Below are 12345 nucleotides of genomic sequence, written 5' to 3' on the forward strand. Positions count from 1 at the left end.
AGCGATGAACGCGCAGCCCGCACCGGACCCGGCCGACCGGACACCTCCAGGGGCCGTCGGCGCAGCGCACACCGGGGGCCGGCCGGAACGCTCCGGCCGGCCCCCGGCACCTCCGCACCCCGCACCGGTCGCCGTGCAGGTGGCGGGCGGCACCCAGCAGGACCGGACCGCGCTCGCGACGGCGCTCGCCCGTGCCGGGTCCGGGCGGCTGGTGTTCACCCGTGACCACCCCGGCGGCCCGCTGGGCGCAGCCGTGGACGCCGTCGTGCTCGTCGCCTCCGCCGCGCAGGCGATCGGGCCCGCCGAGCTCGTCCTGACGCACACCCTGCGCCACCGTTCCCCCCACGTCCTGCTCGCCCTCACCGGCGTCGACCGGCACCCGGCGTGGCGGGAGGTCCTCGAGGCCGACCTGCAGCGGCTGCGGGCGGCCGGCACCGACGTCACCCCCTTCCCCGTCTCGGTCGACGTGCACGAGCACGCCGTCGCGACGGGCGATCGCGCGCTCGCCACCGCCTCCGGCATCCCCGCCCTCGCCCGGTACCTCGACGACATCGCCGGGCAGGCGGCCTCACCCGCCGCCCCGCGCCCGGCCACCGGCCGCACACCCCGTGCGAGCGGCGGCGCCGAGCGCTGGCGGCAGGTGCTCGGCGACGGCATGTCCGCCGCGGCCTCCGACGTGGACTTCGACCTGCGCAGCCGCGTGCGCGCCGCGGTCGCCGACGCGGAGGGGGTCGTGGACGACAGCGACCCCGGGCGGGACTGGAACCACCTCGAACGCTGGCTGCGCGCCCGCCTCGGCTACGAAGGCGAACGGGCGTTCGCGCTGCTGGCCGAGCGCACCGCCGAGGTCACGGCGGCCCTGGAACGGGAGCTCGGCCGCGAGCCGCTGCCCCGGCCGGCCCCACCCGAGCCCCCCGACCTCTTCGCCCACCTCCCGGAGCGCGACGCGCCCAGGGGCGTGCGCCGCCCGCTCGCGGCCCGCACCCGCAGCCTCGTGATGTCCACCTACGGCGGCCTGATGATGGCGCTGCTCCTCCCGCGCCTGGCCGGGGTGAGCCTCCCGGCGTGGGTGGTCGTGGCCGGTGCGCTCGCCACCGCGCTCCTGCTCGGCGGCGCGACCCTGAGCGGCGAGCGGAGGCGGCAGCTCGAGACCAGCCGCACCCGGGCGAAGGCGCGGGTGCGGGGCTGCGCCGACGGTTTCCTGCTGGCGGCGACCAAGCACGCGAAGGACACGCTGCGCCGCTCGCAGCAGCACCTGCGCACCGAGTGCGCCGGGAGGGCGGACCCGCGCTGAACCTGGGCCGCCCCTCCTACCCGCGGTCCAGGTGCCGGCGCTGGCGGCGGGCCAACGCCCGCAGGAGCACCACCAGGGCCGCCGCGGCGGCCAGCGCCGCGCCCGCGGTCGCGGCCACCCCGGAGGGCGAGGCCACGGTGGCGGGGGCGGCGACGGGCGCCCCGTGGTCGCCGTGGTGGTCGCCGTGCGCCTGTGCCGCGGCGGGCCGGGGCACGCCGAGGGCCAGCTTCAGCGCGTCGTGCGCGGGCTTCGGCCCGCCCTCGGCCCAGCTGTCGGTCCACTCGACCCGGTTCCCGGCCGCGTCGGTGCACGCCGCCCGGAAGCGGACCGGGCCCGCCCCCTCCGGCAGCAGGTCGGCGTGCACGGTGAAGTCCACCGCCCCGGCGGCCCGCGGCTGCGAGGCCGTCCACGCCACGGTCGAGACGATCTCGGTCACGGGGCCGTCCGCGCTCGGGGCGGGCGCCGGGAGCGCGGTCGTGGTGAGGTCCACCGCCCACCCCGGCGGCGCCTGCGCGGTGACGCCGACCAGCGGCCGCCCGGTGGGCAGCCGCAGCTCCAGGCCGGTGACGGGCACCGCGCCGTCGGTCAGGCGGAAGGTGAGCGTCACGTCGCGGGCGCCGGGCTCGACGCGATCGGGTTCGACGACGAGCCCGGGGCCGTCCGGCGCGCTCCCCGCTCCCAGCACCCAGGGCACGAACGCCAGCAGGAGCACGACGACGGCCCCGCCCGCCGGTGCCCTGGTCGTCATCCGTGGCGGCTCAGGTCGTGGAAGAAGCCCTCGACGGCCTGCAGGTCCCCGGACCGGACGACCTCGTCGTAGACGTACTTGCCCACCGCGAGGTCGAGCACGCCGAGGCCGAACGGGGAGAACACCACCGGTCGGTCCGCCGGCACGCTCACGCGGCCGGTCATGACGTCGTCGAGCGTGCCGGCCAGGAAGTCCCTGCTGCCGGTCAGCTGCTCGACGAGGTGCGGCGAGGTGTCCGCCTTGAGGCAGTGGTCGACGTCGTCGACGACGTTGGTCGACGCGAGCAGGATCTCCGGCGCGAGGTCGCGCAGCGACACGTGCAGCACCACCGGGTTGTGCGCGAACCACGACACGTCGTGGACGTGCGGGGTGCTCGCCACCGTCGCGAAGACCACCAGGTCGGACGACCGGATCAGGCCCTCGGCGCTGTCGTGCACCGCGATGCGCCCCGCCTCGCCGGAGCGCTCCAGGTAGCCGCGGAAGCCCGCGGCGCTCGCGGGCGAGAGGTCGTGCACGCCGACCTCGTCGAACGTCCACCCGGTGCGCGCCAGGTAGGTGTGGATGTAGCGGGCGATCAGGCCCGTCCCGACGAACCCGACGCGGGTGGGGCGCGGCCGGCCCTGGCTGAGCCGGTCCGCGCCCAGCGCCGCGGACGCCGCCGTGCGGGTGGCGTTGATGATCGAGCACTCCACGCAGGCGAACGGGTAGCCGGTGTCGTGGTCGTTGAGGATCAGCACGGCCGAGGCTCGCGGGATGCCGGCCTGCACGTTCTCCGGGAAGCTGGAGACCCACTTGATCCCGTCGACCCGGATCGGCCCGCCGATGGACGCGGGAAGCGCGATGATCCGGGCGGTCGGGCGGTCCGGGAACCGCAGGAAGTACGACGGCGGGTTCACCGAGTCGCCCGCGCCGTGCAGCCGGTAGGTGGCCTCGACCAGCTCCACGACCTGCTTCTCCCGTCCCTGCAGCGCCCGCTGCACCTGGGCGCCCGAGATCACGGCGAACGGCGGCGCCCCGGTCATCGGGCCACCCCCGGAACCGGCATGCGCAGCGGGGCGCTCATGCCGACGAGGACCTCGCGGTCCCCCTCGTACGGCTCGCGGCTGTGCGCCATCCGCACGTTGTCGACGAGCATCAGGTCGCCCGCCTGCCACGGCTCGCGCAGCGTGTTGGCGTCGTAGACCTCGTTGAGCAGCTCGACGATGTCGGCGCCCACCGGCTCGCCGCCGCCGAAGCACGTGGTGAACGGCAGGTTCTCCGCCCCGTAGGCGTCCACGAGGTACTCGTGCACGTCGGGGTCCATCGTCCACTCGTTGAGGAAGGCGATCTGGTTGAACCAGCAGGCCTGCCTGGTGACGGGGTGCCCGACGAGCGCGTGGCGGCGCTGGCGGGTGCGCAGGCCGCCGTCGGGCCGCCACTCGAACTCGATCGAGTTCGCCCGGCAGTAGGCCTCGACCGCGCCGCGGTCGTCGGTGCCGAACGCGTCGGCGTAGGACGCGCCGATCTCGTCGTTGTAGTTGCGCACGAGCGTCCAACCCTCGCGCGCGAACCGCTGCACCAGCTCCTGGGGCAGCCGGCTCATCACGACCGTCGAGTCGGCCACCCCGGTCACGCCGCCCGACGCGGGCGGGGTGAGGCAGGCGAAGAGCATCAGCGACGGCACCTCGAGGGTGTAGCTCAGCTCGTTGTGCATGCACATCGGCTGGTTCGCGGGCCACTTCGTCGAGGAGTAGACGCCCTCGACGTAGCTCGTGCGGGGCGCGAACGCCTCCCGCTCGGCCATCAGCCCGGTGCCCAGGCCCTGGAACACGGCCGCAACCTCCTCGGCGGTGCGCAGGCCGAGGCCGCGGACGAGGACGGCGCCGTGCTGCGTCACGGCCGCCCGCAGCGCGTCCCGCTGCTGGGCCACCCAGCTGGGGGCGTCGGTGGTGAGCCGGACGTGCAGGACGGGCGTCCGGCCGGGACGCAGCTCGACGTCGAGCGGCGGCGCCATGTGCGACGACGACATCGTTGTCTCCTCTTCGTCGGTTTCTTCTCGCGTGGTGACTCGGATCGGATCAATCAGGCGTATCGGCAGGTCGCCGCGAGGTTCGCGGTGGCGTCCGCCGGCTCGGGGGCCGGCGCGTTCCGGCCGTCGACCAGCTCGGCGAGGTCGGCCAGCACCGGGTGCGCGATCACGTCCTTGAGCGACACGACGCGGTTCAGGGCGACCGCGAGCTTCACCGCGGTGAGCGAGGAGCCGCCGAGGTCGAAGAAGTGGTCCCGCCTGCCGATCCGGTCGGCGTCGAGGCCGAGCATCCGCGCCCAGACCGACGCGAGCCGGACCTCGGTCGGGGTGGCGGGCGGTTCGTGGCCGTCCTCGTCGCCGGTGGCCGCGAGCTCGGCCGCCAGCGCCGTGAGCGCCTTCGTGTCGATCTTGCCGTTGGGCGTGAGCGGCAGGCTCTCCCGCCAGTGGAACGCGACCGGGACCATGTAGTGCGGCAGCGACGCCCCGAGCCGGTCGCGCAGGACGTCGACGTCGAGGGGCTTCTCCCCGGTGTAGAAGGCGACCAGGTGCTCGCCGCGGTCGGGCCGCTGGGCCACCACGACCGCGCCGTCGCGGACGCCGGGCACGCGCAGCAGGGTGTTGTCGATCTCGCCGATCTCGATGCGGAAGCCGGAGATCTTCACCTGGCTGTCGCGGCGGCCGAGGAACTCGAGCTTGCCGTCCGGCCGCCAGCGGCCGTAGTCGCCGCCCTGGTAGAGGCGCTGGCCGGGGCGGTGCGGGTCGGCCAGGTACGTCGCCCGGGTGCGCTCGGGGTCGTTGACGTACCCGCGGCCCACGCAGACGCCGGAGAAGGCGATCAGCCCGGGGGCGCCGAGCGGCACCGGTTGGAGGTGGTCGTCGACGACGTAGACGTGGACGTTCTGCACCGCGGGGCCGAGCGGCATCCGGCCGGACTCCGGGGCCGCGTGCATGACCTCGTGGTTGGTGTCGTCGGAGGTCTCGGTCAGCCCGTAGGCGTTGACCAGCGTGGTGCCGGAGCGGACCGCGAAGTAGCGCTGGGCGAGCTCGGTCTTGAGCGCCTCCCCGGTGGCGGAGACGCAGCGCAGGTCGGGCAGCTCGTGCGGGTGCTGCTCGAGGTAGGAGAGCACGACCTCGAGGTAGGAGGGCACCACCTGCGCGACCGCGACCCGCTCGCGCTCGATCGTCTCGACGAACCGCGCGACGTCGAGGATCACGTCCTGCTCGACGATCACGGTCCGCCCGCCGACCAGCAGCGCGGACACCAGCTGCCAGAGCGAGATGTCGAAGCACTGCGGCGCGATCTGGGCGACGACCTCGCCCTCGCGGATGCCGAGGTCGCTGATCTTGGCCTGGATGTGGTTGAGCATCCCCGCGTGCTCGCACATCGCGCCCTTCGGCTCACCCGTGGAGCCGGAGGTGAAGTAGATGTAGGCGAGCTGGCCGGGCGTCACCGCCACCCCGAGGTCGTTCTCGGGGTGGTCCTCGGCGTACGCCGCGTCGACCAACACCTTCTCCACCCCCGGGAGGGTGTCGAGCGCCTCGTCCAGCGTGGTGGTGCTGCCCGGCTCGGTCAGCACCAGCGTGCAGCCCGCGCGGGACAGGGTCCTCCCGATGCGGTCGGCCGGGAAGTGGGGTTCGACGGGCAGGTACGCGCCGCCCGCCTTGAAGATCGCGAGGACCGCGGCCATCCAGTCGAGGTTCCGCTCGGTCACCACCGCGACCACGCCCTCGGGGCGCAGCCCGCGCGTGAGCAGCGCCCGACCCAGCCGGTTGGCCCGCGCGTTGAGCTCCCGGTACGTCCAGCGCCGGTCGCCCTGCACGGCGGCGACGGCGTCGGGGTGGCGGCGCACGCGCTCCTCGAACAGCTCGTGCACGCGCCGATCCGGCAGCTCCCGGCGCGGCCCCGCGAGGCCCTCGAGCTGGAAGTTCAGCTCGTCGGGGGCGAGCAGGCTCACCCGCGCGTGCTCGGCGTCCGGGTCGGCGACCATCGACTCGAGCGCGGCGAGGTGGTAGCCGGCGATGCGCTCGGCGCTCGCGGCGTCGAGCGCGTCGGTGCGGTACACCACCCGCAGGGCGCCGGCGCCGTTGGTGAGCCCCACCCGCAGCACGACGTCGTCGGCGAGGTCGGGCGCGGCGTCGACGGTGTCGATCGGGTCGAACTCGGTCTCGAACCTGACACCGGCGACGGCCAGCTCGCGCTTCAGCGCATCGACGGCGAACGCGCGGTGCCGCACCACGTCCATCTCGACGGGGGCGACCGCCCGCAGCAGCGCCCGCCACGTGGCCGGCGCGGTGGTGAGCGGGCAGGGCAGCGCCCGACCGCCCGGCCCGGCCGCGTAGCCGGTGACGACGTCCTGCTCGCCGGACAGCGCCGACAGCACCTTCGCGTGCGCCGCGAGCACCAGCGAGGGCACGGGCAGGTCCATGGTGGCCGCGAGCCGGCGCATGACCGCGACGAGGCGGGCGGGCAGCGGGGCGACGTGCTCCGCGGTGCCGGCGACGGGCGCCAGCGTCCACCGCGGGATCGCGGTCGCGCCGCCCGCGGTGAGGACGCCCCGCCAGAACTCCCGGCCGGTGATCTGCGTGTTCATCGATTCGTTCCTCTTCTCGCCGGGGTCGTTCATCCGCGGATGAGAACCGCGGACCGGTCGTCGTCGAGGCTGACCCGGCGCACCTGCAGGTCAGCGGATTGCTCGCGCATCTTCTTGGCGGGATTGCCGCCCCAACGGGCGCCTGCGGGGATCTCCTCGCCCTTCATGAGGAAGGAGTCGGCGGCCAGCACCGCACCGTCGCCGATCGTGACGCCGTAGAGGACGAAAGCGCCGATCCCGAGGGTGCAGTCCGAACCGATCTCCGACTGATCCGACTTGAACCCGCCGTCCTCCTGCGAGTGGCATTGGATGACGCTGCCCGCATTGAGCGTGCACCGGTCACCGATGGTCACGAACGACCGCTCCGAGATGTAGCAGCCGTCGTCGAAGACGCGCCGGCCGATCCGCACGCCGAGCAGCCGCCACATCACGCCCTTGAGCGGCGTGCCGTTGAACGCGTTGAAGTAGGCGTCGGCACGCACCTTCCAGAAGCGTTCGTGCCGCCAGAACGCGCGGTCGTAGAGCGAGCAGCCCTCGGGCCGCAGGGCCTGCAGCGGCCGGAGCAGCCGGTCGACGGCCACCCAGTACACGACCGTGAACAGGAACGTCAAGACGCCGGCGGCCGCGATCACCAGCCCGCCCCACAACAGCCAGACGTCGAGGGCGGCCATGAAGAGCAGGGTGACCACGACGGAGTAGATCCAGCGCACCACGAGCGCCAGCACGATGGTGATGGTGTTGTGCACGTTCTTGGCCCGCAGACCCCGGCGCACGTCGTCCGCACCGTTCACGAGGAGTTGCCGGTCGCGTTCCACCGACCGCGGGATCTCGAAGGCGGGCGAACCGAGCAGACCCACGCCCTCCCGCTCGCTCCCGTCGAGCGGAACCAGGACCTTCGTCGCCAGGAGGCAGTTGTCACCGGTCTTGCCCTTCGCGGGATAAGCGACCTTGTTCCCGATGAAGTTGTGCGCGCCGATCGACACCCGAGACTGCCGGAAGGACGTGTTCGAGTACTCCGAATTGATGATCGACAATCCGTCGGCGGCCATCGTCGCGCGGCCGACCGTGCTCAGGAACGGATTGTCGTGCTTGACTTCCTCACCGAAGTTCGCACCGGTCTGCTGCCGGTCGGGGAAGCGGTAGCCGATCCAGCGCAAGTAGTGGAGGATGTACGAGCTGTCGCCGAAGAGGCGCGTGAAGAACGTCAGGTTGGTCATGCGCCCGATCGCGCGATGAACCCAGTAGTGGAATCCGTAGAGCGGGTAGACCTCGTCCGGCTCGAGGAACACGTTGAGCAGGCGGGGGAGGGTTCCGACGAGCACGAGACCGAGCACCAGGCCGCCGAGCAGCAGCACGGTGGAGATGAGCAGCGCATCGACGTAGAACGTCGCGCTCGTCATGGCCACGTGCCCCGGTTCGAGCAGCGCGGCGAGCTGCGGGAGCTCGGTGAGCAGGAAGATCAGCACACTGAACGCCAACGGTGTGCCGATCAGGAGCAGGTTGACGAGCTGCACCGCGACGAAGGCGGTCCGTCGCACGATGCCGACCCTGCGCGGATCGGGTGGGGTGGTGTGCGCTTCCGTCCGCTGTGCGGGTGAGCCGTGCCAGCGCTCCCCGTCGGGAACGGCCTGCCCGGCGTGCAGCGAGGAGGAGTGGGCCAGTTCGGCGTGGTCACCGAGCGACGTCCAGATGTCGAGCACCGCCCCTTCCGCGACGACGGCACCCTTGCCGATGCTGACCGCACCCGTCTGGATGGCGCCGTCGTGAGCGCGATAACCGGTGAAGTGGGTGTCCTTGCGGATCACCGCCCCGTCGCCGATCCGCAACATGTCGGTGCAGACCGGAACGCTCGCCGAGAGGATCACCGCGCCGCGCCCGATCTTCGCGCCCAATGCCCGCAGGTAGACCACGTAGAGCGGCGAGCCCGCGAACAGCGCCATCGGGTTGAGTTGGACGATCGTCCTGACCAGCCAGAAGCGGAAGTACGCCATGCTCCAGACGGGGAACTCCTGGGGCTTCCACCGCCCGATGAGCACCCACTTGAGCAGGATCGGAAGAGAGCACATCCCGACGAACACCGCGCTGCCGAGGGCGACCGACCGCAGGTAGACGGTGAGCATGTCCGGGCTGTGGAGGATCCACTCGTAGCCCTCGAACACCGCGAGCATGAGCAGAGCCGGGTAGACGAGGAGGAACAGCAGCTGGAGGAGGCCGCAGAGCACGTAGTGCTGCTTGCGGGTCGGCGCCTTCCGGTGCCGGGCGGCGCGGACGCTGCGGACCGCCCGGACGGCGCGCATGATCTGCGTCCCGAGCACCGGCGGCTCCGTCGAGCCGGCCGCCTCGGCGCCACCGGTCACCGGTGCGCCGAACGCCGCGGCGAGCTGCGCGATCGTCGGGTGGGCGTAGACGTCCTTCATCGCGACCGCGGGCAGGTCGTCGCACTTGCGCAGCCGGGCGCAGAACCGCGCCATCAGCATCGAGTCGGCACCCAGGTCGTCGAAGAAGTGCGCATCGACGGCGACCTCCGTCCCGACGACCTCGGCCAGCACCGCGGCCAGCTCGGCGGCGAGCCCCGAGTCGACGGAACCGGACGCCGGCGCGAAGGCGCGGGCGAGGGCGGAGATGCTGGGGTGCGCGTAGACGTCCTTCATCGCCACCGCGGGCAGGTCGTCGCGCTTGCGCAGCCGGGCGCAGAACCGCGCCATCACCATCGAGTCGGCACCCAGGTCGTCGAAGAAGTGCGCCTCGACGGGCACGTCGGCGCCGACGACCTCGGCCAGCTCGGCCGCGAGCTCGCGCGCCAGGCCCGACGCCGGCGCGGGCGGGGCCGGCTGCTCCACCGGCACCGCGGGGGCGGCGGACGGGGCCGGGCGGAGGGCCTCCTGCGGCACCGGCGGGTCGAAGGCCTGGGGCACGGGCAGCTCGACCGCCTCGGGCACGGGCAGCTCGACGGCCTGCGGCACGGGGAGCTCGACCGCCTCCGGCACGGGCAGCGCGACCGCCTGCGGAACCGGCAGCTCAACCGCCTCCGGCACCGGCAAGTCCACCGGCTGCGGCACCGGCGGCACGACCGCCTCCGGAACCGGCAGCTCAACCGCCTCCGGAACCGGCAGCTCAACGGGCTCGGGCACGGGAAGCGCGACCGGCGTCGGCGCTTCGACGTCCGGCGGAACCGACGGCGCCGCCGCCCGCGGGACCGGGCTCGGTCGCGGCCGCCGCTCCACGGGCTCGACCTCGTCGAGCGCACGGGCGTCGGTCACGTCCCGCCCGTCGAGCCGGCCGTGGTACTCGATCTCGCCGTCCGGGTTGACCCGCCCCAGGTCGCCGGTGCGGAAGATCCGGCCGGACGGGTTCGCCGGGATGCCGAGGAAGTCGGGGATGAACCTCTTCTCGGTGAGGTCGTCGCGGTTGAGGTAGCCGCAGGCGAGCCCGATGCCGGCGATGCCGATCTCGCCGACCTCCCCGCGCGGCAGCGCGTGGAACGGGTCGGCCGCGTCGAGCACGACCGTGCTGTAGGTGGGGAGGGGGATCCCGATGGTCGCGGGCTTGTCCGGGTGCAGCTCGCTCCACGCGGCCGACACCGTCGCCCCGTCCGGGCGGTAGACGGCCAGCAGGCGGCGGCCGGGCTCGTGCCAGCGCCGCACGAGGTCCTGCGGGAGGGCCGGGCCGGCCACGAGCAGCAGCCGCAGGTCGGGCAGGTCCGCCTCGAGCGCGGCCAGCGTGGCGGGGTCGGCGGCCAGCGCCGTGACGCGCCGCGTGCCCAGGAAGGCGTGCAGGTCGCGCCCGCGCAGGTCCACCCCGGCCGGCCGGGGCACGAGGGTCGCGCCGACGGCCCACGGCACCCAGATCTCCTCGACCGCGGAGCCGTGCGCGATCGGCGCGCCCTGGTAGACGCGGTCCCCCGGCCGGACGCCGTACACCTCGGCGGCGACCTTGACGAAGTTGCAGGCGCTGCGGTGGTCGACGGCGATGCCGACGGGCTCGCCGTCGGGGCCCTCGCGGTAGGTGATGGAGGCCAGCGAGCTGTCGCGCAGGCCGCGCTCGGCGTCCGTGAGCCGGTACGGGCGCTGCTCCTCGATCAGCGGCATCGCGAGGTCGAGGCGCACGACCTCGGCCGGCAGCCCGGCCCGCGCCACGCGGTCGGCGGCCTCGGCCGACGACAGGACCGTGCGGACCCGCGCGTCGCGGACGATGGCGGCCGTGCGGTGCGCCGGGGAGCCCGGATCCACCGGGACGTAGGCGGCGCCGATCTTCAGGACGGCGAGGACCGCCGCGTACGCCTCCACCGGGCGGTCGAGCGCCAGGCCGATGCGGTCGCCCGCGTTCGCGCCGCGCAGGCGCAGGAAGCGGGCCAGCTGGTTGGCCCGGGCGTCGAGCTGGTCGTAGGTGAGCGACTGGTCGGCGGAGTCGACCGCGAGCCGGCCCGCGCGACCGTAGGTGCGGACCCAGTCGCAGCGCTCCTCGAAGAGGCGGTCGAGCCGCTCGTCCTTGCGGACCCGCCAGCCCTGGGCCTCGTACCGGTCGACCAGCACGAGCTCGGACATCGGGATGGAGCGGCGGATGTCGTCGCGCTCGGCTATCGGGACGGGCCGTTGCACGTCTCGCGCCGGCGGATCGGGCAGCAACGTGCTCATCGCTTTGCCCCTCAGGCGGCGCGGGCGTCGGTGGAGAGCGGGTCGGCGCCGAGCACGTCGTCGCCGTAGAGGTCCCGCACCCAGTTGCTCTGGTAGATCGTGTCGAGGTAGCGCTCGCCGAGGTCGGGCGAGATGGCCACCGCGGTGAGGTCGCGGGCGTCGTTGCGCGCCAGCCAGGAGGCGGCGCCGCTCACGACCGTGCCGGTCGAGCCGCCGAACAGGAACCCGCGCCGGGCGAGCAGGTGGCAGGTGCGGATCGCGTCGGCCTCCGCCACGTGGACGACCTCGTCCACGTAGTCCTCGTCCAGCAGCGGGGGCCGCACGTTCATCCCGAGGCCCGGGAGCATCCGGCGGGCCGCGGGAGTGCCGAAACTGACCGAACCCACCGGGTCGATGGCGACGATCCGCACCGACGGGTGGTTGTCCTTGAAGTAGCGCGCGCAGCCCATCAGCGTTCCGGTCGTACCGGCCCCGACGAAGAGCACGTCGAGATCCGGGAACTGCCGCGCGATGGCCGGGCCGGTCGTGCGGTGGTGCGCCTTCCACGCGTTCTGGTTCGTGTACTGGTTGAGCCACACGAATCGCTTGTCGGACGCGCAGAGGTCGCGGACGTGGTTCAGGCGAGCGCCGAGGTACCCGTGCTCCGGGTCGGGCTCGGTGATGACGACGACCTCGGCGCCCAGCGCCTCCATCAGCAGCCGGGTCGCGAGGTTGCAGCGGGAGTCGGTGACGCACCGGAACCCGTAGCCCTTGCCGGCCGCGATGATGCTGAGCGCCACGCCGAGGTTCCCGGACGACGACTCGACCAGCACGGAACCCGGGCGGAGGACGCCGCTGCGCTCCGCCGCGGTGACCATCTCGTTCGCCGCCTTCAACTTCACGGAACCGGCGAAGTTGAAGCCCTCGCACTTCAGGTAGAGCGCGCGGCCGAGGATCGGTCGCAGGTCGACGTAGAGGTCGTCCTGGTTGAACTCCTGGGGAAGGGAGATGATCGGCATGATGGCCCCCTCGTTCGGAATGCCGACCCGCTTGGTCCGGGCCGGTCCGTCATCGGGCACAAGAGTGCTTCT

Annotated in this window: 7 protein-coding genes; 1 reads left to right on the forward strand and 6 read right to left on the reverse strand. The window is 73.4% G+C overall.

The window, feature by feature from the left end; all coding sequences use genetic code 11:
* Positions 1-4 precede the first annotated feature (4 nt).
* Positions 5-1294: a hypothetical protein gene (locus tag VKZ81_RS27870; RefSeq protein WP_324244681.1), complete on the forward strand. Its 1290-nt coding sequence runs from the start codon at positions 5-7 to the stop codon at positions 1292-1294.
* Positions 1295-1310: 16 nt separating this feature from the next.
* Here the strand turns inward: VKZ81_RS27870 and VKZ81_RS27875 are convergent, their stop codons facing one another.
* From VKZ81_RS27875 to sbnA, 6 genes are read right to left on the reverse strand one after another with little or no spacing between them, the layout of a single operon-like run.
* Positions 1311-2042: a DUF1775 domain-containing protein gene (locus VKZ81_RS27875; RefSeq protein ID WP_324244682.1), complete on the reverse strand. Its 732-nt coding sequence runs from the start codon at positions 2040-2042 to the stop codon at positions 1311-1313.
* Positions 2039-3064, reverse strand: a complete 1026-nt coding sequence (gene sbnB, locus VKZ81_RS27880) for a 2,3-diaminopropionate biosynthesis protein SbnB (protein WP_324244683.1) — start codon at positions 3062-3064, stop codon at positions 2039-2041. Before sbnB ends, VKZ81_RS27875 begins: the two co-directional genes overlap by 4 nt.
* On the reverse strand, positions 3061-4050 hold the full coding sequence (locus VKZ81_RS27885) for a TauD/TfdA family dioxygenase (protein ID WP_324244684.1): 990 nt from the start codon (positions 4048-4050) through the stop codon (positions 3061-3063). Before VKZ81_RS27885 ends, sbnB begins: the two co-directional genes overlap by 4 nt.
* A gap of 53 nt (positions 4051-4103) precedes the next feature.
* On the reverse strand, positions 4104-6641 hold the full coding sequence (locus tag VKZ81_RS27890; protein WP_324244685.1) for a non-ribosomal peptide synthetase: 2538 nt from the start codon (positions 6639-6641) through the stop codon (positions 4104-4106).
* Positions 6642-6670: 29 nt separating this feature from the next.
* Complete coding sequence (locus VKZ81_RS27895; protein ID WP_324244686.1) at positions 6671-11275, reverse strand: Pls/PosA family non-ribosomal peptide synthetase; 4605 nt, start codon at positions 11273-11275, stop codon at positions 6671-6673.
* Positions 11276-11286: 11 nt separating this feature from the next.
* On the reverse strand, positions 11287-12273 hold the full coding sequence (gene sbnA / locus VKZ81_RS27900) for a 2,3-diaminopropionate biosynthesis protein SbnA (RefSeq protein WP_324244687.1): 987 nt from the start codon (positions 12271-12273) through the stop codon (positions 11287-11289).
* Between the last annotated feature and the right edge of the window lie 72 nt (positions 12274-12345).

The sequence above is a fragment of the Pseudonocardia sp. genome (assembly GCF_035305885.1).
Classification (GTDB): Bacteria; Actinomycetota; Actinomycetes; order Mycobacteriales; family Pseudonocardiaceae; genus Pseudonocardia.